General features: G+C 68.7%; 18 protein-coding genes and 1 pseudogene. 9 read left to right on the forward strand and 10 right to left on the reverse strand.

Annotated elements, in window-relative coordinates; translation table 11 throughout:
• The first annotated feature begins 1 nt into the window (after position 1).
• The 7 genes and pseudogenes from yidC to pip all read left to right on the forward strand — a co-directional run bounded on the left by yidC (position 2) and on the right by pip (position 6391).
• Positions 2-1012 carry a membrane protein insertase YidC gene (gene yidC / locus ACJH6I_RS08805; protein WP_406783988.1) on the forward strand — a complete coding sequence of 337 codons (1011 nt, stop codon included), beginning with the start codon at positions 2-4 and terminating at the stop codon, positions 1010-1012.
• Between the two features lie 58 nt (positions 1013-1070).
• On the forward strand, positions 1071-1613 hold the full coding sequence (locus ACJH6I_RS08810) for a R3H domain-containing nucleic acid-binding protein (RefSeq protein WP_020099890.1): 543 nt from the start codon (positions 1071-1073) through the stop codon (positions 1611-1613).
• Positions 1614-1679: 66 nt separating this feature from the next.
• Positions 1680-2363 (forward strand): 16S rRNA (guanine(527)-N(7))-methyltransferase RsmG, encoded by a 684-nt coding sequence (gene rsmG / locus ACJH6I_RS08815; protein WP_318985843.1) that lies wholly within the window; start codon positions 1680-1682, stop codon positions 2361-2363.
• 149 nt (positions 2364-2512) lie between these two features.
• The gene (locus ACJH6I_RS08820) at positions 2513-3382 is read left to right on the forward strand and encodes a ParA family protein (RefSeq protein WP_020099888.1); all 870 of its coding nucleotides are present in this window, start codon (positions 2513-2515) and stop codon (positions 3380-3382) included.
• A gap of 2 nt (positions 3383-3384) precedes the next feature.
• Positions 3385-4413 carry a ParB/RepB/Spo0J family partition protein gene (locus ACJH6I_RS08825; protein ID WP_318985842.1) on the forward strand — a complete coding sequence of 343 codons (1029 nt, stop codon included), beginning with the start codon at positions 3385-3387 and terminating at the stop codon, positions 4411-4413.
• Positions 4414-4645: 232 nt separating this feature from the next.
• Positions 4646-5404 carry an acetyltransferase gene (locus ACJH6I_RS08830; RefSeq protein WP_318985841.1) on the forward strand — a complete coding sequence of 253 codons (759 nt, stop codon included), beginning with the start codon at positions 4646-4648 and terminating at the stop codon, positions 5402-5404.
• 89 nt (positions 5405-5493) lie between these two features.
• A pseudogene (gene pip / locus ACJH6I_RS08835) lies at positions 5494-6391 on the forward strand (prolyl aminopeptidase).
• A gap of 773 nt (positions 6392-7164) precedes the next feature.
• Here the strand turns inward: pip and ACJH6I_RS08840 are convergent.
• Positions 7165-7503: a MerR family transcriptional regulator gene (locus tag ACJH6I_RS08840; RefSeq protein ID WP_318985840.1), complete on the reverse strand. Its 339-nt coding sequence runs from the start codon at positions 7501-7503 to the stop codon at positions 7165-7167.
• A 54-nt stretch (positions 7504-7557) separates the two neighbouring features.
• Between ACJH6I_RS08840 and ACJH6I_RS08845 the strand changes: the two genes are divergently transcribed.
• Positions 7558-8340 (forward strand): alpha/beta fold hydrolase, encoded by a 783-nt coding sequence (locus ACJH6I_RS08845; protein ID WP_318985839.1) that lies wholly within the window; start codon positions 7558-7560, stop codon positions 8338-8340.
• A complete protein-coding gene (locus ACJH6I_RS08850) occupies positions 8337-9470 on the forward strand; it encodes an MFS transporter (RefSeq protein ID WP_318985838.1) in 1134 nt (377 codons plus the stop codon). Before ACJH6I_RS08845 ends, ACJH6I_RS08850 begins: the two co-directional genes overlap by 4 nt.
• Before the next feature lie 287 nt (positions 9471-9757).
• Here ACJH6I_RS08850 and ACJH6I_RS08855 read toward each other — a convergent pair whose 3' ends face one another.
• From ACJH6I_RS08855 to ACJH6I_RS08895, 9 genes are all read right to left on the reverse strand, one after another.
• Complete coding sequence (locus ACJH6I_RS08855) at positions 9758-10231, reverse strand: AAA family ATPase (RefSeq protein WP_318985837.1); 474 nt, start codon at positions 10229-10231, stop codon at positions 9758-9760.
• Between the two features lie 72 nt (positions 10232-10303).
• On the reverse strand, positions 10304-11497 hold the full coding sequence (locus ACJH6I_RS08860; RefSeq protein WP_064857443.1) for an N-acetylmuramoyl-L-alanine amidase: 1194 nt from the start codon (positions 11495-11497) through the stop codon (positions 10304-10306).
• A 157-nt stretch (positions 11498-11654) separates the two neighbouring features.
• Positions 11655-11987: a thioredoxin gene (gene trxA, locus ACJH6I_RS08865; RefSeq protein ID WP_061006395.1), complete on the reverse strand. Its 333-nt coding sequence runs from the start codon at positions 11985-11987 to the stop codon at positions 11655-11657.
• Between the two features lie 40 nt (positions 11988-12027).
• Entirely contained in the window at positions 12028-12966 is a 939-nt protein-coding gene (gene trxB, locus ACJH6I_RS08870) for a thioredoxin-disulfide reductase (protein ID WP_061006396.1), read from the reverse strand.
• Between the two features lie 127 nt (positions 12967-13093).
• Positions 13094-13855 (reverse strand): hypothetical protein, encoded by a 762-nt coding sequence (locus ACJH6I_RS08875; protein ID WP_406783957.1) that lies wholly within the window; start codon positions 13853-13855, stop codon positions 13094-13096.
• Positions 13856-13942: 87 nt separating this feature from the next.
• Complete coding sequence (gene sigM / locus ACJH6I_RS08880) at positions 13943-14494, reverse strand: RNA polymerase sigma factor SigM (RefSeq protein ID WP_064857446.1); 552 nt, start codon at positions 14492-14494, stop codon at positions 13943-13945.
• Between the two features lie 96 nt (positions 14495-14590).
• Positions 14591-17995, reverse strand: coding sequence for a murein biosynthesis integral membrane protein MurJ (murJ, locus tag ACJH6I_RS08885; RefSeq protein ID WP_406783958.1), 3405 nt, complete (start codon positions 17993-17995; stop codon positions 14591-14593).
• The gene (locus ACJH6I_RS08890) at positions 17992-20388 is read right to left on the reverse strand and encodes a hypothetical protein (protein ID WP_406783959.1); all 2397 of its coding nucleotides are present in this window, start codon (positions 20386-20388) and stop codon (positions 17992-17994) included. The genes murJ and ACJH6I_RS08890 overlap by 4 nt, the downstream gene beginning before the upstream one ends.
• Complete coding sequence (locus tag ACJH6I_RS08895) at positions 20385-21170, reverse strand: NUDIX hydrolase (RefSeq protein ID WP_318985834.1); 786 nt, start codon at positions 21168-21170, stop codon at positions 20385-20387. The genes ACJH6I_RS08890 and ACJH6I_RS08895 overlap by 4 nt, the downstream gene beginning before the upstream one ends.
• Between the last annotated feature and the right edge of the window lie 29 nt (positions 21171-21199).

Here is a 21199-nt window from a genome sequence, read left to right on the forward strand (position 1 = left end):
CATGTGGCTCTGGTACAAGCTTTTCGGCGCGATCCTGGGTGCGGAGAACTTCTTCGCCTGGGGCCTGTCGGTGATGTTCCTGGTGTTCACCCTGCGCGCCATCCTGTACCGGCCGTTCGTCCGCCAGATCGAGACCACCCGGCAGATGCAGGAACTGCAGCCCCAGATCAAGGAACTGCAGAAGAAGTACGGCAAGGACCGCCAGCGGCTCGCACTCGAGATGCAGAAGCTGCAGAGCGAACACGGTTTCAACCCGCTCCTGGGCTGTCTGCCGATGCTGGCGCAGATTCCGGTGTTCCTGGGCCTGTTCCACGTGCTGCGCTCGTTCAACCGCACGGAGGGCGCCGGGATGGGCATCGGTGCCCAGGCGCTGTCCATCGAGCAGAACCGGTCGATCGGCAACTACTTCTTCAGCGCCACCGACGTCAGCCACTTCCTGAACACCGATCTGTTCGGTGCGCCGTTGGGCGCCACCATGATTCAGACCGGTGAGAGCCTCAAGGCGTTCGCGCACTTCGATCGCATGTCGGTGATCCTCGTCGGCATTCCGCTGATGATCGTCTCGGGTATCGCGACCCACATGAACAGCCGCGCGTCGGTGGCCCGGCAGAGCCTGGAAGCCCAGCAGAACCCGCAGACCCAGCTGATGAACAAGCTGGCGCTGTACGTGTTCCCGTTGGGTGTCGTGGTGTCCGGTCCGTTCCTGCCGATCGCCATTCTCATGTACTGGGTGGCCAACAACATCTGGACCTACGGCCAGCAGCACGTGGTGTTCAACCGGATCGAGAAGCGTGAGGCGGAGGAGAAGGAACAGGCGATCGCGCGCCGTTCCGCCAATGCCCCGGCACCCGGTGTGAAGCCGAACCGGTCCAAGAAGGGCAATCCGCAGGCTGCCCCGGCCAGCTCGGGTACCGACGTCGAACAGACCGGAACAGAGCTCGACGGCACGGAATCCGGTGCGGCCGGGTCCAAGCCGGCGCCGGGCGCCAAGCCCAACAAGAAGAAGCGTTGACCGGTCAGAGGGTAAAGACCCTGAGCGACGGCCGGTGCAAGAGGGAGAAGGCAGGGATATGACAGACACAGAAACGCAGGCGGAGGCCCCGGCCCCGACGACGGCCGAGGCCGCTCCTGCAAGCAAGAACGACGATCTCGAGGAGCGACTGGTCGCCGAAGGCGAGATCGCCGGCGACTACCTCGAGGAACTCCTCGATCTGCTGGACTTCGATGGTGACATCGATCTGGACGTCGAAGGCGACCGTGCGGTCGTCAGCATCGACGGCGGCAACGATCTGAGCAAGCTCGTGGGACGCAAGGGCGAGGTGCTGGACGCGCTTCAGGAGCTGACCCGGCTGGCCGTGCACCAGAAGACCGGCGAACGCAGCCGGTTGATGCTGGACATCGCCCGGTGGCGTCGCCAGCGTCGTGATGAACTGGCTGCGCTGGGCAAGAAGGTGGCCGAGCGGGTGCTGGCGTCGGGTGAGCGCGAAGAGCTGTCTCCGATGACGCCGTTCGAGCGCAAGATCGTGCACGACGCCGTGGCGGCCGTGGACGGCGTCCACAGCGAGAGCGAGGGCGTCGAGCCGTCGCGCCGGGTGGTTGTGCTGCTCGATTGAGCACCTTAATTACATCGATGTTGTTCGTCGGCGGCGAGCTGGCGGGGAAAGTGGAGGCCGTTTCACGTGAAACATGGTGAAGCCCCATCCCCACCGGCCGCCGCCGTCGACGTTTTCGGTGAGCGGGCCGAGCTCGCGCACCGCTATGCCGAGATCCTCGCCGGCGACGGAATCGAGCGCGGACTGATCGGCCCGTCGGAAGTGGGCCGGTTGTGGGACCGTCACGTGATGAATTGCGCCGCTATAGGTGAGTTGGTCTCCAGCGGCGAACGAATCGGCGATATCGGCAGTGGAGCCGGGCTCCCGGGCATCCCATTGGCGTTGGCGCGGCCCGATGTTCACGTGGTCCTGATCGAGCCGCTGCTGCGCCGCGCAGACTTCCTCCGGGAGGTAGTCACCGAGCTCGGCATCGACGTCACCGTGATTCGGGGTCGCGCCGAGGAGCGCACGGTCCGGGCGGAGGCAGGAGAGCTCGACGTCGTCACCTCGCGAGCGGTGGCCGCCCTCGACAAACTGGCGAAGTGGAGCCTGCCGCTCCTCAAAGTCGACGGACGGATGCTGGCTCTCAAGGGGGAGCGAGCGGCCGATGAGATCGTCGAACACCGTCGGGCACTCAACTCACTCGGTGCTGTGGACGTAAGGGTGGTGAAATGTGGCGTGAACTATTTGACTCCGCCCGCAACCGTGGTCGTGGCGAAACGCGGAGCCAAGCGCGCGGCAACCGGCCGACCGGCCAAGAACCGGCGATGACATCGTCGGCCCGGGGGAGCGACAAGTCCGCCGAGGTTTTGACAGCGGCCGACCCGGCCGCCACATCAGGAAAGGCAGTGAGCGATGCCAGGGGCGAGCGTAGCGACGGGGAGTCTGATGTTTCACGTGAAACGTGGCCGAGCGTGACGATGGATACGCCGATCGGGGCGGAAGCCGAACGCGCGGTCCAGATCCTGCACGGCGCCAAGGGACAGCAGCTGCCGCGGCCGACGCATCAGCGGGTGTTCACCATCGCCAACCAGAAGGGCGGCGTCGGTAAGACCACCACGGCGGTCAACATGGCCGCGGCCCTGGCCCTGCAGGGACTCAATGTTCTGGTCATCGATCTGGACCCTCAGGGCAACGCGAGCACCGCGCTGGGCATCGAACACCGGCCGGGCACCGCGTCGTCGTACGAGGTGCTGATCGGGGAGATCACCCTGGAGAGCGCACTGCAGCGGAGCCCGCACAACGAGCGCCTGTACTGCGTCCCGGCGACCATCGACCTGGCCGGCGCCGAGATCGAGTTGGTCAGCATGGTGGCACGTGAAACCCGGCTGCGGAACGCCCTCGCGACGCTCAAAGACCACAACTTCGACTACGTCTTCATCGACTGCCCGCCCTCGTTGGGTCTGCTGACCATCAACGCACTCGTGGCGGCGCCCGAGGTGCTGATCCCGATCCAATGCGAGTACTACGCCCTGGAGGGCGTGGGTCAGCTGCTGCGCAACATCGAGATGGTCAAGGCGCACCTCAACCCCCAGCTGGACGTCACGACCGTCGTCCTCACGATGTACGACGGCCGCACCAAACTCGCCGACCAGGTCGCGATGGACGTCCGAGACCACTTTGGCGATAAGGTTTTGCGGACCGTCATCCCACGCAGCGTCAAGGTTTCCGAGGCACCGGGATACGGCATGACGATCCTGGATTACGACCCGGGATCACGTGGTGCAATGAGCTATCTGGACGCCAGCCGTGAACTCGCCCAGCGTGGCGAGTCGGGAGTGAGGAAGTAACGATGTCGCAGCCGAAGAAGCGCAGCGGACTCGGACGGGGGCTGGCGGCACTCATCCCGACCGGTGCACCCGAGGACGGGCAGCAGGACACCTCGCTGCGAATGGGGTCTGCGGCTGCCGACGTGTTGATCGGCGGTGGCGGTCCGGCCGGTCCGGTCAATGGCGCGGTAGCCGCAGATTCGGCCGCGGCGGCCAGGGCCGAAGCCGAGGCGATCGGCGCGGTGTACCGCGAGATCGAGCCGTCGGCCATCCAGCCGAACCCGCGCCAGCCGCGCAGCGTCTTCGATGCGGACGCGCTCGCGGAACTGGTGCACTCCATTCGTGAGTTCGGGCTCATGCAGCCCATCGTGGTGCGCGAGCTGAGCCAGCCGTCCGGACCGCATCGCTACCAGCTGATCATGGGTGAGCGCCGGTGGCGCGCCTCGCAGGAAGCCGGCCTGACGGCGATCCCGGCGATCGTCCGCGAGACAGCGGACGACAACATGCTGCGCGACGCGCTGCTTGAGAACATCCACCGGGTCCAGCTGAACCCGCTCGAAGAGGCGTCGGCCTACCAGCAGCTGCTGGAGGAGTTCGACGTCACCCACGAGGAACTGGCGACCCGCATCGGCCGGTCGCGTCCGGTGATCACGAACATGATCCGGCTGCTGAAGCTGCCCATCGCGGTGCAGCGTCGCGTTGCCGCGGGCGTGTTGTCGGCCGGCCACGCCCGGGCGCTGCTCGCGCTCGAAGGGGGACCGGAGAAGCAGGAGGAGCTCGCGGCCCGCATCGTGGCCGAGGGGCTGTCCGTGCGTGCCACCGAGGAAGCGGTCACGCTGGCCAACCGCGACGGTGACAAGCCGGCGCCGGCGCCCAAGCGCAAGCCGATCCAGATGCCCGGTCTGCAGGACGTGGCCGAGCAGCTGTCGACCGCGTTCGACACCAAGGTCACGGTGAGCCTGGGCAAGCGCAAGGGCAAGATCGTCGTCGAGTTCGGCTCGGTTGACGACCTCCAGCGCATCGTCGAACTGATGAAGACGGAACAGGGCTGACCGACCCGATTTCGGGTCTGCGACAACCCGACCAGGGACAAGGCCCCGTTACGTCACTGTGACGGTGATGTTCGGGGGAGTGTCGGACGGGGAGGGGATGCGCGATGTTTCACGTGGAACAGTTCAGCGTCCGGTCGACGTCGATCCCGACTGAACAAATCGAGTCGACGGCGCCGGCGTCTCTTATCCTGGTAGAGCAGCCTGATCCGATCGGGTGGACGACGGGAGTCTGGTGAGTTCACGAATCACGCCGCTGCGCCTCGAATCGTTCGAGCGGCTGCCGAAGCATGCGCGGCGTTGTGTCTTCTGGGAAGTCGATCCGTCAACACTCGGGGACAGCGACCACCTCAGCGACCCGGAGTTCGAGAAGGAAGCATGGCTGTCGATGGTCATGCTCGAGTGGGGATCGTGCGGACAGCTGGCGGTCGCGTGCGATCCGGACCGTGCCGAGGACCCCAACGATGACGCGCCCTGTCTGGGCTATGCGTTCTATGCGCCGCCGCGCGCCGTGCCGCGGGCCGGGCGCTTTCCCACCGGGCCGGTCAGCCCCGACGCGGTCCTGCTGACGACGATCGGAGTCGACTGCCCCGACGACGGCGACGGACTGTCGCGCCACCTGATCGCTGCCGTCGTCGCCGATCTGGTTCGTCGTGGTGTACGCGCGTTGGAGGCGTTCGGCCGGACCACCGAGGTTGCCCGTCTCGGTGGGACACAGGCCTGTCCGGAGGAGCTGGCGGCGACGATCGAGGCGTTCGGCGAGTGCGCCGTCGATCAGTGCGTGATCGAAGCGGACTTCCTTCAGGACAACGGCTTCGAGATCGTGGCGCCGCACCCCTACTTCCCGCGACTGCGGCTGGAACTCGAACAGGGACTCGGCTGGAAGGCGGACGTCGAGGCGGCGCTGGAGCGACTGCTGGAGAGCAGCGCCTTGCAACAGCCCGTCGGGGCGGTCACCAGCCCCGCGCTGTGGACGCCGCACACCGGTCGATAGGGGAGCGGGTTCCACGGTGAACACGCGTGCCTGACGCCTCGTCGAAGCCCGACGACTGCGGACTGCTCGACGTCGGCGACGGCAACCGGATGTACTGGGAGACCCGCGGCAGTCCCGTCGGGGAGCCGGTTCTGATCGTCCACGGCGGCCCGGGCGCCGGCAGGTCCCGCAACGCACACAAACAGTTCGACCCGGAGCGCTTCCGCATCGTGGCGTTCGATCAACGTGGATGCGGTGACAGCGTGCCGAGCGCGGCGGACCCGTCGACCGACATGTCGTGCAATACGACCGCGCATCTCCTCGCCGATATGGAGGCGCTGCGCCGTCATCTCGGCATCGATCGCTGGCTGCTGTACGGCGGCTCCTGGGCGTCCACGTTGATCCTCGCCTACGCGCAACGGCACCCGGATCGCGTGCTCGGCATCGTGCTGATCGGCGTGACGATGACGCGGCCGCAGGAGGTCGACTGGCTGTACCGCGGACTGCGGCGCTTCCGTCCTGCCGAGTGGCAGCGGTTCCGTGACGGTGTGCCCGAGGGGGACCGGGACGGCAGTCTGGTCGAGGCGTATCGCCGGTTGATGGAGCACCCGGACGCCGCTGTGCGCGAGCGGGCCGCGCAGGATTGGTGTGCGTGGGAAGACGCCGCGATAGCCCATGAGGCGTTGGGGGAAGCCGGGTCAGTACTCGGCGAAGATCGATGCCGGCCGACTGGCCTTCGTTCGGATCTGCACGCACTACTTCGCCGACGCGGCATGGTTGGAGGACGGCCAACTGCTGCGGGACGCGCACCGATTGGCCGGCATCCCCGGCGTGCTGATCCACGGTCGCCTCGACCTCTCCGCGCCCGTCCGGACGGCGTGGGAACTCGCTCAGGCATGGCCGGGCGCCGAGCTCCGGATCATCGAGGACTCGGGCCACACGGGCAGCCCGGCGATGGCGGCGGCGATTGCAGAGGCTGTCGAACGGTTCACTCCACCGCGGAGATAGCGCGGCCGTTCCACGTGAAACATCGGCCAAATCGATGAGAGTCCGCGGGGCCCCGACGCCGGTACCGGCCGCCGCCGCACCCTCGGCACCCACATCGGAATCCGTGCGGTCACACGTGGGTCGCGGTGATCGCGCTGGAGTCGCGCCGGTGCCGCGGCCATGTAGGCGTCGCCCGGAATTCACACCGGCGCGCTACGGCTGCCCGACGCGGAACCGGTATCGGCCAGACCAACCGAGCAGCACTGCGCGGCTCCTGTGTCCCGCCGGCCGAACGTCATCGCTCGACCGAGTCGAGATGCCGGAAGTGCGCGGCGCCCTGACGCCCAGCCGACTTGGTCGGAATCGGCGGCGCAGGCAAGACACGGCCAGCGGTCCACGTGGCTGTCGCGATGGTCGGTGGGTGGGTACGTCGGTCGCACATCGGCTGTCCATTCCGGCGCCGCCGGTGAAGCCCCCGAGCGCCGGCCCGACTGACCGAACCACTAGGCCGTTCCCCAACCGACACCCGGCTGCGATTGATCCGCGACACGAGACACACGTCTGGTCGGGTACGCGTAGGCCGCCCGCACGTCCTCGGCGCGAACGACCTCAGCGCCGCAATTGCGCGGTGCGGGATTGGGGGCGCCGTTGGCGTGCGCGCCGAAGCGGAGTCGCCAAGAGCACCGTCGGCGCGCGCTGCCCAGCCTGGGATCGACATGGCGCGCCAGTGCGGGCAGGGGAGGGGGGAAGCCGAATGCAGCACCCGACGCCTTCACCCCCCCCCAGCGAGTCGGCTACTGGCCGTCAAGCAGTTGGACGATGCGTGCGCGGCGGAGATTCAGGTCGCCGATGCGGGCGTCCATCTCGGCCAGTGTCTGTCTGATGGCGGCGGCGATGGCCGGGCACATGTCGACCGCGCTGCCGTCGATGCAGGGCAGTAGTTGTCGAATGGTGCGTACGCCGAAACCGGTGTCGATCAGCATCCGGATGCGGCGCACATTTTCCACGGTGTCGGCGGGGTAGTCGCGGTAGCCGTTGGACCGGCGTTGCGGTGCGATCAGACCCTGCGCCTCGTAGTAGCGCAGCGACCTGACCGAGCTGCCGGTTGCCGCCGCTACTTCACCGATGCGCACGCGAGCTCCTCTTGGGTTGACCTTGACGCTGATGTCAGGGTTTAACTTCGCCGCATGCCCAACGATTCCCTACTTTCCACGTTGACGGTCACCCGCGTCGGCTCCGGTCCCGCCCTGCTTCTCGCGCACGGAGCAGGTGGCGGTGTCGCACTGAATTTCGGCCAACTCATGGACGAGATGGCCGGCGAGCGAACGCTGATCGGCGTGGACTATCCGGGCTCGGGAGCCAGTCCGTTGACCGCGGGTTCGTATCGCGTCGACGATCTGGCTGACGCGATCGTCGACGCCGGGCGAGCGGCCGGCTTCGAGCGATTCCCCATCGTCGGCCTATCTCTGGGCTCGGCGGTTGCCATCACCGCGGCACTCCGTCATCCCGAGGCCGTCAGCGCCTTGGTCCTGACGGTGGGCTTCGCGCACGCCGATCCACAGTTGCGGTTGGTGGTCGATGTCTGGCGCTATCTGGCCTCGCACGACCGAGACGTTCTGGCGCGGTTCCTGACAGCAGTGTCGTCGCCGTCGGCGTTCGACGAGGCCGGCAATCTCGACGAGATCGTGGCCGACGTCCGCGCGAGCATCCCGGCCGGCAGTCCGCAGCAGGCTGCCCTGGCCGCCGAAATCGACCTCCGCGACCGCCTCGCGGAAGTCGCGATCCCGACGTTGGTCGTGGCGGCGGGCGGGGACCGTATCGTGCAGCCGTCCTCGGCGCACGCTCTGGCAGCGGGCATACCTGACTCAGTCCTGGTGGAATATCCAGACGCCGGTCACATCTTCACACCGGACGAGGGGCGGATATGGATCTCCGATATTCGGAAGTTTCTGCTGGCACACCAGCTGTGACGGACAGGTGGCACTGGCGGGTCGCCGTGCTGTCTGCCGCCGCCTTCGTGTACCTCGCCGCAGAGATGTTTCCGGTCGGCGTCGTCCCGCAGATGGCCGACGGACTGCACACGGCAGTGCCCGCTGCGGGGCTGTTGGTGGGCGTGTACGCGGTGGCTGCTGGTGTGGCAATCATTCCGGTGGCTCTGGCGACTCGTCGCGTCGAGCATCGCGTCATGCTGACTGCCGCCTTGGCTTCACTGTCGTTGTCGCAACTGCTGCTGGCCGTCGCACCGACGCCCGGGTGGGCCGTCTTCGCCCGGGTCGTCGGCGCGATCTTGCATGGTTCGGTGTGGTCCCTGGCTCCGGTGCTGGCCAGTGCTCTCGCACCCGCCGGCCGTGCGGGGCAGGCGACCGCGCTGGTGTTCGTCGGGGCGGCACTGGGGTTGGCTGGGGGATCCCCGCTTACCACCCAGCTTTCCCTACTCATCGGGTGGAGAGCCGCGTCGCTGGTGCTGGCGGTGCTTGCCCTGATCTTGGCGGCGGCCATTGCCGTGCTGATTCCCCGCCATATCGGTCGTACCGTGACGGCGCCGACCGCCGGCCGAGCCGGTGAGCCGCACACTGTCGCGGCGGTCTGCGTACTGACGCTGCTGGTGGTGACCGCCGCCTATGCCCCGTATTCGTTCATCACGGTGTTGGCCGGCGACATCGGGATCTCGGCCGCCGGGCTCCCGGTTCTGCTCCTGGGCTATGGCGGCGCCGCGCTGGCGGCGGTCGTCGTCGCCGGACGGGTGCTCGATCGACACCGTTACGCCGTCGTGGTCGCGGCCCTGACGGGTCTGCTGATTGCGTTCGCGACGCTGAGCCTGACTGGCTCGCGCGGGTTGTTCGTCGCGGCAGTTCTGTTGTGGGGAGCGGCCTTTGCGTGCTGGGCGCCGACCATGCAGACGATCCTCATCAAGCGTTGCCCCAATGCCGCTTTCGCGTCCTATCTGTACGTGCTGGCGTTTCAAGTCGGGATCTTCTCCGGCGCCTGGGCGGGGTCGCAGCTCGTGGCCTCAGGTGCGGCAGCATCGCTGACGGTGCTCGCGCTCATCGGTGTCGGGTGCGCGTCACCGGTGGCGCTGTTGGCCCGACGGTGGTTGTGATCGGGAGAACCCAATCCGGTCAGCGACATGGGGACTCCAAGCCGGAACACCCGCCATTGGGGCCTGAATCACGATTACCCAGGACCAACCGGAACAAGCGTCACGTGACGCTCATGTCGCAACCGCCCTCGCGGTCGAAATCGGGGGCGCGGCCGGGCGATCCGGGGACGTCTGGGCGTCCTGCGCTTCCCGGTCCGCCAGGCGGGCCATGAGGCCTCAGTGGCGGCCCCTGCGGGACGACGCTGGGGGAGACGGAGTTCGGGGCGGGCACGAGTGAGCGGAGCCCGCTAGACCGCCTTCGCGGCGATGGCGACCAGAGCGTCGACCACCTCCGGCAGCGGGCGGGTCGTGTCGATCTCGTGGGTGGCCGACTGCCGCAGCAGCGGCTCGATCTCTGCGATGTCGGCCAGGATCCGGGCGCGCTCGTCGGCACTCTTGCCGAACGGATTGTTGGTCCGGTGTCGCAGCCGATCCAACACGACATCGGTTGGGGCGGTGAGGAGTACGACCGCATCGAACCGGCCGTAGAAGCGCCACTGGTTGGCCACGGTGCCCTGTACGAACAAGGGCCCGTCGCGCGGTTGCTTCAGCAGCTCGTCGATGAGAGGTTCGCGCCAGAGCGGCTCGCCGTCGACGACGTCGATCCACTCCCCGTCGTCGGTATCGACTGTGGCGTAACCCCGTTCGGCGAGGCCGGCCAGTGTCGTCGACTTGCCGACCCCGGACATGCCGGTCACGAGAACCGTGGCGTGGCCACTCATACCGACCGATTCAACCAGCCCGCGCACCGAAATGCGGTGGCGCGCAGGACGAAAACCCTGAGGGCAGCAGGGCTAGGCGCCGGCCTGGCCGGCCTGCTCGACCGACATCTCGTGGGCCAGCAGTTCGGCGAAGGTGAAAGTGCCTGTGGGACGGTCGTTCTTGCCCAGCAGGTACAGCCGCTTGACGGCGGCCAGGATGCCTTCCGCGATGGAGTCGCGGTGACCGGGGGAGGTCAGCAGCTCGCGGTCGTGCGGGTTGCTCACATAGCCGATGTCGACCTGGACGGTGGGCATCCGGGTCAATCGCAGCAGATCCCAGGTGCGGCCGTGAGTACGGCAGTCGCGGAAACCACTGCGCGCCACGACTTCCCGCTGGATGAAGTCGGCCAGGTTGCGGCCGATGGTGGACACCGAACCGTGCGAGTTGCCGAAGTAGAACGAGGCGACGCCGTTGGCCGCCGGGCTGGGCAGGCTGGCGCAGCGCAGGCTGATCATCAGATCGGCGCCGACCGCGTTGGCCGTCGCGGCGCGCTCGGCGTCGGCCGGGCTGCCACTGACGGGGCGGGACAGGAACGTGTCCATGCCGATGGCCGTCATCCGGCCTTCCAGGCGGCTCGCGAGATCCCACAGGACGTCGGCTTCACTGACCGGGCCGGACCGGCTGGTCATGATGAGTCCGCGGTCGTCGCCGCCGCGGCCCGGATCGATGATGATCCGCTTTCCGGTCAGGCGGGGTCCGCTGCGTCGGACGAGTTCTTCTTCGCGGATCGCGTGCGGCGAACCGCCGGTGACCCGGGAACCCAGGAAGTACAGCGAGCGCAGCGTCTCCGGACCGCAGATGCCGTCCGGGAACATGCCGTACTCGCGCTGGTAAGACATCAGGCCGTTGTGGGTCTGCAAGCCGAAGTGACCGTCGACCAGACCGGTGTAGAAACCGAGGTCCTGTAGGCGCGCCTGGAGGGTGGCGACGTCGTCGCCGTACATGGGGGCACCGAACTGGTGCGACAGCGTGCGCGCCCCCAGCCGGTACGAGGCCTCTTTCAGCGCGCGGTAGGTTGCCTCACCGACCGTGCCGTCGACGAGCAGTCCACGCTGCTGTTGGAAGGCCCGCACGGCCTGGTCCAGATCCTCATCGAAAAGATCGAGAGCGACGTGCTTCCCGGTGGTGAGATCCGCGTCGGGGCTGTCCAGCAGTCCCAGGGCGGCCAGTGCGGCCCGAATCTCGGTGACCGAACCTCCCCGGTCACCGCGACGCAGTATCGACATTCCTGGCCTTTCAATCACGGACGCCAGGCGAGTGGACAGCTGCGCACTGGCGGGACGCCGAGTCCCATTGTCGCAGACGCCCCGCCGGAATCCGCAACTTCACAGGCAGCAGCGGTGCGCCCCGCCGAATCCGGCGGGTGCGCAGCCGCTGCCGCGATCAGAGTTCGTCGGCGATTTCGCGCAGCAGGGCGGCCTTGCCCTTGGCCCCGACGATGCGCTTCACCGGCTCGCCGTCCTTGAACAGGATCAGGGTCGGGATCGAGACGACGTTGAAGCTGCGGGCCGTCTCGGGGTTGGCGTCGACGTCGAGCTTGGCGACCGTCAGCTCGCCGGCTTTCTCGCCGGCCAGTTCCTCGAGCACCGGGGCGATCATCTTGCACGGTCCGCACCATGTCGCCCAGAAGTCGACCAGCACCGGGGTGCCGCTCTTGATGACGTCGCTGTCGAACGAACCGTCGGTGACGGTCAGCGTTGCGCTGCCCTCGCTCATGTACTGCTCCTCTCGGGTGAACTCTGTGGGGGAAGGACGATCAGCCGTGGTGCTCGGCCAGCCAGCGTTCGGCGTCGATGGCCGCCGCGCAGCCGCTGCCGGCCGCGGTGATGGCCTGCCGGTAGGTGTGGTCGACCAGATCGCCGGCGGCGAACACGCCGTCCAGCGACGTGCTGGTGGTGCGCCCCTTGACCTGTACGTAGCCCTCGTCATCGAGATCGACGAGGTCGCGCACCAGCCCCGACCGCGGGTCGTGGCCGATGGCGACGAACACGCCGGTGACCGGAAGCTTGCTCTCCTCGCCGGTGGCGGTGTTGCGCAGCAGCAGCCCGCTGACCTTCGAATCGCCCTCCACCGCAACAACTTCGGTATTGGTGACGAAGGTGATCTTCTCGTTGGCCTGGGCGCGCTCGAGCATGATCCGCGAGGCGCGGAACTCGTCGCGGCGGTGGATCAGGGTCACCGAGCGGGCGAAGCGCGTCAGGAACGTCGCCTCCTCCATGGCGGAGTCGCCGCCGCCGATGACGGCGATGTCCTGGTCGCGGAAGAAGAAACCGTCACACGTGGCACACGTGCTCACGCCCTGCCCGATCAGCTCCTGCTCACCCGGCACACCGAGGTGACGGGCAGCCGCGCCCATGGCGAGGATGACGGCGCGGGCCTGGTGGGTCTCACCGTCGACCGTGACGGTCTTGATGGGGCCGTCGAGCGAAACCGCCTCGACGTCCTCCATGCGCAGGTCGGCGCCGAACCGCAGCGCCTGCTCGCGCATCTCCTCCATGAGCTCGGGGCCGGTGATGCCCTCCTTGAAGCCCGGGTAGTTCTCCACCTCGGTGGTGGTCATCAAAGCGCCGCCGAACTGGACACCCTCGAAAACCAGCGGCTTGAGCTGGGCGCGAGCCGTGTACACCGCAGCGGTGTAGCCGGCCGGCCCCGAGCCGATGATGATCACGTCGTGCACGGTGTCTTGGGTGGTCATGGCCGCCTTTCATCTGGCTCTGGTCAGGCTCATACCTGGTTGGCCTGCTGCCAGAGTCGGTACGCCTATAACACCAGGGTAAGTGCCGGTGTTCCCGGCCGTTTGGCGGGCTCCGGGGGGGGGGGGCTCAGCGGCCCGGTTGTGTCGGGGTCCCCGCAGCATCGGGGATGACGGCGTCGGCGATCAGGCCGGCGTCGGCCTCGTTGCAGCCGGGAGACACCACCAGGGCCATCACGGCGCCGCCATCGGCCTTCGGGAGCAGCAGGAGCACCTGGGCGCGGTCGTGCATGGTCAGGGTGGCGGCGCCGAGGACAGCCGTCGTGGGGGCGTAACCGAGGCCCGCCAGGCAGGAGCGCAGGCGCTCCGGTGCGGAGAGCGTCCCCAGCTCGGGTGGCCGGGTGCGCAGGCCCAGGATCTGCCGGTCGGGCCAGGGCATCCCGGCCTGACGCTGCACCGTCAGTGACGCTGCCTTGGGGCCGGCCGAGATAGGGGCCGGTTCGTCGGATCCGCTCAACACCACGACGGCGCCGATGCCGACCGCGATCAGACCCACCGCGGCGGCGACAACGGCGGGACGTGCGCTCCGCGCACCGTGGCCGGCCGGGCGACCGGGGACGACGGTGTGCCGTGCCGGCTGGGGACCGGCGTCACGAAGGGCGGACCCGATGCGCGCGGTGGCTTCGGCGGGCAGGTCACTCGCGGTGGCGTCGTCGGCCAGGTCGTGCAGATCGCGACGCACCTGTTCGAGCTCGGCGTAGCGACGGGCGAGTGCCGGATCGTCGCGGATACGCCGGCGCAACCGGGCGGCCGTGGCGTCGTCGAGCAGCCCGGCCTGCAGGTCGGCGAGCTGCTCGAGGGAGACGGACTGATCGGCCTGTTCGTCGTCCACCTGCCGAAGCCTAATCCGGCTGCCGCACAGACCCTTGGGACGTCGTCCCCGGTGTGCGGCGCGAAAACGTCACGTGACCGGCGCCCGTCAGTCGGCGAGATGCGCCAGCGACTGGGCGAGCTTCGCGCGGGCCCGCGAGCAGCGGCTCTTGACGGTGCCTTCGGCGATGCCCAGCATCGCGGCGGTCTCGGCGACCGAGTAGCCCTGCATGTCGACGGCGACCACCGCCGCCCGCTGTTCGACCGGCAGCCGCAGCAGTGCCCGTTCGATGACGATGGTCGTCTCGATGCGCCGCGCGGGGTCCGCGGTCTGGCAGGTGGCGTCACTGAGTTCTTCGGTGCGGTGAAACTTGTTGTGGCGCAGTCGGTCCAGGCAGGAGTTCACCACGATGCGGCAGAGCCAGCTACGGACCGAACTGTCGTGCCGGAACCGCGGCGCGTGGCGGTGGGCTTTGAACAGCGCGTCCTGCAGGGCATCCAGGGCATCCTGCGGGTCGTGACTCGTCAGGCGGGCCAGCCGGTACAGCTGGTGGCGGTGCCGATAGAACAGCTCCTCGAACGCGTACCGCTCACCGGCGATGTGTGCCGCGAGCAATTCTGCGTCTGATGCGTCCGTCTGTGGCGCCCCGAAACTCCCCACTTCCGAACCATAAGTCGGGTCTCGGAACACACCTGACGCGAATTGACCGGAATCACCCTGACCTGCACAGATGGCAGGTCAGGGCCTGTGGATAACTTAGCCGGCGGCCTTGACGACCACGTTGGAGATGTCGGTCTTGCTCTTGCCGTCGACGGTCCCCAGCGTGGAGATCCAGATCAGCAGATGCTGTGTCGGCTGCGCGCCCGAGATCGTGATGGTGTTGGTCCCGGGCTTCATGGTCGCCGGCTGCGTCAGGACGGTCGTGGCGTCCAAGGAGGACGGGGTGGCCGTCTGGGCCGACCGGATCTGGACCGCGGTGCCGGTGCTGGTCAGGTTCAGGCTGACCGACGCGACGGTGGTCGACTGGGGCAGGTTCAGCATGAGGCCGACGCCGCTCTTGAACCCGGGGAACGGTGCGGGATCGGTGTAGACGTCAGTCGACCAGGCGTCACCCGCTGCGCCGGTGATGGCCTTGCCCGCGGTCTCGGGGGAGTCCGCGCCACCGCCGGGCGAAAAGACCGTCACTCCAACGGGTTTCACCACATTGCCGGGCGTCGGGGCGCCACTGGAGGTCGGATGCTGACTGTTGAGGCCGAGCTGCTGCTTGTCCAGACCGCCACCGACGTCGCCGAAGATGCCCTTGAGCACCGAAGCCAATACCAGCAGCGCCACGAGTAGTACGGCGCCGCCGACACCCACGCCGATCAGCAGTGCCTTGCGACGTTTCGCCGCCGCTTCGAGTTCGGCGGCGTCCTCGGTCTCCGGGCCCTGAGAGCCGTCGACGGGCGCGAGCAGTTCGGTGGTGTCGGCAACGGTGGTCGTCTGCTGCAGCAGGTTCAACAGTGTTGGCGCCGAACGGATTCCGCCGCCTTCCTGCACGGCCCGGGCGGCCGCGGCGGAGATTTGGAACGGGATGGTCGGGTCGATGGCGCGGGGTTCGACGGGCTGGCCCGCGCTGTTCTGCGTCGCGGGCAGCATGCCGCTGAGCGCACCGCCCTCGGGCAGCGGCCACCGGTTGACCAGCAGCGCGTACAGCGTGGCACCGACGCCGCGGATGTCGTCCTCGGGGGTGGCCGACGGCAGCGTGCCGGGGAAGGCGAGCACCACGTCGCCCTCGATGCTGACCCGGATCCGGCCGGGGTGGTCGACCGACAGCGCGACGCCGGCGCGGTGCGCGGATTCGGCCGTCGAAGCCAGGGACTGGATGGCGCGGGCGCCGCCCATCGGGGACGGTTCCGTCGCGGCCACCTCGGCGAGCGAACCGCCGCGGATCCATTCGCTGACCACCAGACCACCGTGGCCGAGCCGGGTGACGTCCAGGATGCGGGCCAGGCCGGGGCCTTCGATGTGGCTCAGTTTGCTTGTCCGGGTGAGGATTTCCTGGACCATCGACTCCGGCAGCTCGCCGTCGGGGTCGACGAACGTCAGCGCGACCTGGCGATCGAGCGCGATGTCGAGGGCGTGCCAGAACTGCAGATCCGGGGGACCGCCGTGGAAGACGAGCAGCCGGTAGCGGCCGTCGGCGACGACTGCGCCGGCCCGTAACGCGACGTCGTCGCCGCCGGACGTATCCGGGATGTGGGCGGATCCCTGCTCCGCAGGTGCGTCGGTCACCGCAAATCCTTTCCGAAGCCCGCCCGTGGTACCACTGTCCCGGCTTGCCCCGCCAGTGGCGGACGCGCCGGGCCGCGGTGGTACCGGTGATGAATTGCCGTGTCCAGGGTACGGGACCGAGGTCCGTCGGGAGCCCGGTACAGCCGAGCTGACCTGGACAGCGGGGGTCGGTGCCGGTGTGCCGCGACCCAGCCGGAGTTTCACGAAAGCCACTGCGGCCAGGGCATCGGGCACCTTGGCGGCCACGAGGACGGCCACGATCACCGGGAGCATGATCAGGCCGAGCAGAACCAGCCGCAGCAACGATCCGCCGGCGCCGCCGTGCTCGGTCAGCCGGTCGAACCCCAGCAGGCGGTCGGCGACATAGGCCAGCAATCCCGAACCGAGGGAGGCGCAGATGGTCACGAGGATGGTCCGGATAACCGGCAGCTCGATCATCCGGCCGCGCGGTGGCCGCAACGCCGACCGCAGCAGCACATAGCCGACCGTCGCGCCGGCCAGGAAGCCCAGCCCGTTGGCGAGGCCCAGGTAGCCGGCCACGAGTTCGCGATCGTCGGTCAGGTGGGGCGCGATGAGCGAGCCGACGATCTTCACCACGGTGATCACGACGATCAGGACGATCGGGATCCACGGTTGTTCGCGGGCGTAGAACACCCGAAGTTCCAGCAGCACCATCGAATACGGGATCAGGGTGAACGCCGACAGCGTGATGGCCATGCCGAGATAGCCGGCGTCGGTGGCGCCGAAGTTGCCGTACGCGAACAGAGCACTGCCGATGGCGGGGCCGGCGACGGTCATGAATGCGACGATCGGGATCAGCGTCACCATGGTCAGCCGGGTGGCCAGCGAGAAGTCGGCGAGCACCGCGGGGTTGTCGTCCGCGGCGGCGTTGCGCGACAGCCTGGGCATGACCACGGTCAGTACCGTGACGCCGATCATGCCGAACGGCAGCTGCAGCAGCAGCCAGGCGTAGTTGTAGATCGCGGGGCCGGATGCGGCTGCGTGGCTGGCGATCTCGTTGCCGACGATCAGGCCGATCTGACTGATCAGGACGTACAGCATCATCGCGACGGCCATGGTGCCGAACTTCTTGAGCCGGTCGTCGATACCCCACAGCGGCCGCAGGTCGACGCGGTGCCGCTGCAGGGAGTACAGCAGGACGGCGGCCTGGGCCACGACGCCGAGGGTGGTACCGATGCCGAGCACGAGCAGTTTGGCGTTGCCCATCTCGACCGGATCGATCGAGAGTTCGCCCGGGACAAGCACATACACACACAGCGTGACGATCGCCACCACGTTGTTGAGCACCGGCGCCCACGCCGGGGGCCCGAACACGTTGCGGTTGTTCAGGATTGCCATGTAGACCGAGGTCAACCCGTAGAAGATGATCTGCGGCAGCAGCAGATACGCGAAGGCGGTGGTGAGCGGCTCGTTGACCTGCGGGTCGCTGCCCAGCATCAGCCGCACCAGCAGCGGTGCCGCCGCGACCGACAGCACCGTCGTCAGCAGCAGCAGCGCCGTGGCGAGCGTGACCAGCCGACGCACGAACGCGGCGCCACCGTCCGCGTCGTCACGTTCGGCGCGGGCCAGCACCGGCACGAAGATCGCGGTGAAGGTCGCTTCGAGAACCAGGGCGGCCACCATGTTCGGCAGCTGGTTCGCGACGGTGAACGAACTGGACAGGGCCGCACCGAGAATCGCGGCGAGCAGCACGATCCGCAGAAACCCGGTGATGCGGCTGACCAGGGTGGCCAGTGCCATGCCCCACGACCGGGAGACGACGGCGGCGTCGGACAGTTCGGCCCGCCGGGGCGGTGCCGTCGTCGCGGGGTTCGAGCGCGGTGGGGCGCCCAGTGCCGGTTGATTCGCTCGGCGAGCCTCGCTCATGAGTCCTCCGGGGCGTGGGCGATGGCGGTGTCGAGCGGATCGGGCCGGATGGGCCGGGCGTGGTGCGGGCGGTCCAGGTCGGCGCGGTCGGGCTGACCGCGGAACCGGTGCCACAACCGCCGGCCGGCGAGCAGGAACAGGACCGCGCCGGCGGACAGCGTGATGAAGAACAGCACCTTGCCGTAGGCGTTGGAGTGCACCGACAACCGCACCGGTTCCCCGAGCGTCAGCCCGTTGGCCGTGCGCAGGGAGACATCGACCGCGACGCGCTGGGTGAAGTGCACCTCGATCGGTACCCGCAGCGGCAGGTAGCCCGGCGGCAGTTCGATCTCACCCATGTCGGTGACGGTCATGCCGGGCGGCGCGTCGATGACCAGCCGCACCCGGATCGGCACGGGCAGATCGTTGCGCAGAGCCAGGGGGAGGGGACTGCGTTCGGTGGCCAGCGTGTACGAGCCGCCGGGGTTGACGACCGTCACGCCGTGGAACAGGTCGGTCATGGTGCGCTGCGTGGTGGTGATGCGCTGCTGGGCCAGGGCCTCGCGGACACTCGGCGGCACGGACTGCGTCAGCGCCCGCAGCATGTCCTCCCGCAGCGGCGCCGTGTACTGATCGCCCGTCAGCCCCGTCTGGGTGTTGACGGTCAGCGCGGCGGTCAGGCCCCAGATGCGCTCCATCGTGGTCGAGATCTGGCTGGTGATGCCGTCGCCGTAGCGCGCCTTGGGGTTTCCGGTCCCGTTGTCCGGCGGGGTGGCCGACAAGGTGGACGGCAGTGCCTGCGCGTCGGCGATCACCGCGGGCATCGGGCGGGCGACGGCCAGCCCGGAATGTATGGCGGTGGCCACCGACGTCAGGATCGCCTGGGCGTCGTCGGGTGTCACGTCCCACGCCAACGGCGGCATCAGGATCTGGTTGCGCGGTTGTGCCTCGGGTTGCAGGCCACGCCACAGCACCGAGGCGATGGCGTCCTGACGGCGTGCCACCGGGGAGTCGTGGTTCAGCGGCACGTGCAGCGACGTGTCCAGGTATCCGGGCGAGATCGGGGTCCGGCCGGCGCCGGCCAGGGCCGCGGCGACGCACGGGTCGAACGGCGCCACGGTGACCTTGTCGCTGTAGCGGCGGGGCGCGGTGTCGGCGGGATTCGCGGCCTCGTCGGCGGTGACGGGGGCGGCCGCGATCGCGACGGTCGGTTCGGGCTGCGCGGACAGCAGCCGCACCGCCGGGCCGGTGAGCGGCCCGTCACCCACGACGGTGGCGCCGCGCAGGGACTGGACGCCGAGCAGTTGGTTGACGATCGGTCCCGCGTCGGTGGTCGCGGTGGCGCTCAGCACGCCGCCGCCGACGCGTTGCAGCGCCCGCAGGTCGGCCTGGGCGTACACGGTCGGGGTGACGCACACCCGCTGGGCCAGCTCGCGCAGCCGGTTCAGCCATTCGGTCGCGGCCTGCTGTCCGGTGCCGGGGTGTGTGGGCGAGTTCAGACCGGCCGCCGGGTCGTCGGACACGACGTAGCCGCCGCTCATCGCGTTGACGGTGATCAGCAGGTCGGGGTCGACGGCCAGACACATCGCGCCGCGCATGAGGCCGCCGGGATCCACCTGGTCGTTGGTGGCGAAGTCCGCCGCGGCCAGCAGGGTGTCGAGGCGGCCGCCGTTGGCCAGGGAGGCGGCGAGGTCGTCGTCGGCGAGGCGGGCCGGTTCGGTGCGTCCGGGGACGCCGGCCGCCAGGTGCGGACGGTCGGCGAGCGGCCAGAGCAGTGTCAGTGCGACGGGATGGGCGGTGTCGGGTGGTACGACGGCGTCGATCGGCTGTTGGCCGGTGCCACTACCGCTGCCCCCAGCGGGCGGAGTGGCGGGTACGCCGAGCACCGGCAGCAGGAAGCGGGCGTCGTCGAGCCGGGCGGCCGACCCGTAGTCGGGTGTTCCGTTGACGTTGACGAGCAGCGGATACACACCGGGGTGGTCGATGCCGAGGGCGGGATGGTCGGCCGAGCGGACCGGGTACGCGAGCCGGAACGGCACGCTCTGCCCGCGCGCCAGATCCTGCGACACCGTGGTGAAGTCGCCGACGGCGGAGAAGTCCGTCGGTTCCCCGGCCAGCGTCGTCCGCAGCCCGGATGACGACGTCACCGCCGCCGCGTGCTCGAGGCGCACCATGACGTCGTGCACCGGGCGGTCACCGACATTGGTGACGGTGCCGCTGACCGTCACCACCGGCTCGCTCGTGGTGGTGACCACGTCGGGGGTGACGTGGTCGATGCGCAGTTGCAGGAACGTCGTCCCGCCCGGTTCGCCTGCCGACGAATGCGGCGTGATCGGGGCGGTGAGCAACAGCAACAGGGCGGTGACTGCCAGGACGCGCAGGAGAACTGTCGAGGCCGCCAACCTGACCTTCACGACCCGGGTCCGCAGCCGTTCGCGCGGCGGCCGGGTTGGGTATGGGCGGAGTCGTCGGTGCGATGGTTCCGCGTGCGGGAATGGGTCTGTGGGCGGCGACGCGGCGCGGTGCGCGGCAGCGGCGGCAGGGCGCCCGGTCCATCGGTGTGCAGTTTGTCGATCAGTTCGCCGGCCACCTCGGCGAGCTTGCGCTCGTCGGCGTAGGCCAGGCGGGACGGCAGTTCCCGAAGCGGCACCCACGCCACTTCGGTGACCTCGACGTCGTCGTCGGAGAGTTCACCGCCCAGGAATCGCATCAGGTAATGGTGCACTGTCTTGTGCACGCGCCGGCCCTCGGTCACGAACCAGTAGTCGATGCTGCCGAGCGCGGCCAGCACGCTGCCCTGCAGTCCGGTCTCCTCGGCGACCTCACGGATGGCGGTCTGTTCGGCCGTCTCGCCGAGTTCGATGTGCCCCTTGGGCAGGGACCACAGCATGCGGCCGCGGCGGTCGATGCGGCCGATGAGTGCCGCCTTCTGGGTGTCTTTGGGGCCGTCGAGGCCGTCGATCACCAGCCCGCCGGCCGATGTCTCGTGGACGGTGCGCAGCCGGTCGTTGTTCGACTTGCGGGGGGCGGGAGTGGCGGGAGCCGCAGCCGGGGCGGCTTGTGCGGTGCCGTTGCGGGGCGCAGCGGCCGAATCGGTGTCGGTGCCCTGGGTGTTGTCGCTGGGCGGACCTGCCGAGCGTCGACCGCGACGTCGCCCGCGGCGTCGTCGTGGTTTGGCACGCTCGCCTTCCGACACCCAAGCGATAGTAGCTGCTCAGGTTGGGC

The sequence above is a fragment of the Mycobacterium sp. SMC-13 genome, from assembly GCF_045311035.1.
In the GTDB taxonomy this organism is placed as follows: Bacteria; Actinomycetota; Actinomycetes; order Mycobacteriales; family Mycobacteriaceae; genus Mycobacterium.

Bases quoted from the DNA above. Each gene is read 5' to 3' on its own strand.
- ACJH6I_RS08855 (WP_318985837.1), bottom strand. From the start codon at position 10,231: ATGAGTGGCCACGCCACGGTTCTCGTGACCGGCATGTCCGGGGTCGGC.
- ACJH6I_RS08820 (WP_020099888.1), top strand. From the start codon at position 2,513: ATGGATACGCCGATCGGGGCGGAAGCCGAACGCGCGGTCCAGATCCTG.
- ACJH6I_RS08825 (WP_318985842.1), top strand. From the start codon at position 3,385: ATGTCGCAGCCGAAGAAGCGCAGCGGACTCGGACGGGGGCTGGCGGCA.
- ACJH6I_RS08860 (WP_064857443.1), bottom strand. From the start codon at position 11,497: ATGTCGATACTGCGTCGCGGTGACCGGGGAGGTTCGGTCACCGAGATT.
- trxB (WP_061006396.1), bottom strand. From the start codon at position 12,966: ATGACCACCCAAGACACCGTGCACGACGTGATCATCATCGGCTCGGGG.
- trxA (WP_061006395.1), bottom strand. From the start codon at position 11,987: ATGAGCGAGGGCAGCGCAACGCTGACCGTCACCGACGGTTCGTTCGAC.
- murJ (WP_406783958.1), bottom strand. From the start codon at position 17,995: ATGAGCGAGGCTCGCCGAGCGAATCAACCGGCACTGGGCGCCCCACCG.
- yidC (WP_406783988.1), top strand. From the start codon at position 2: ATGTGGCTCTGGTACAAGCTTTTCGGCGCGATCCTGGGTGCGGAGAAC.
- ACJH6I_RS08845 (WP_318985839.1), top strand. From the start codon at position 7,558: ATGCCCAACGATTCCCTACTTTCCACGTTGACGGTCACCCGCGTCGGC.
- ACJH6I_RS08810 (WP_020099890.1), top strand. From the start codon at position 1,071: ATGACAGACACAGAAACGCAGGCGGAGGCCCCGGCCCCGACGACGGCC.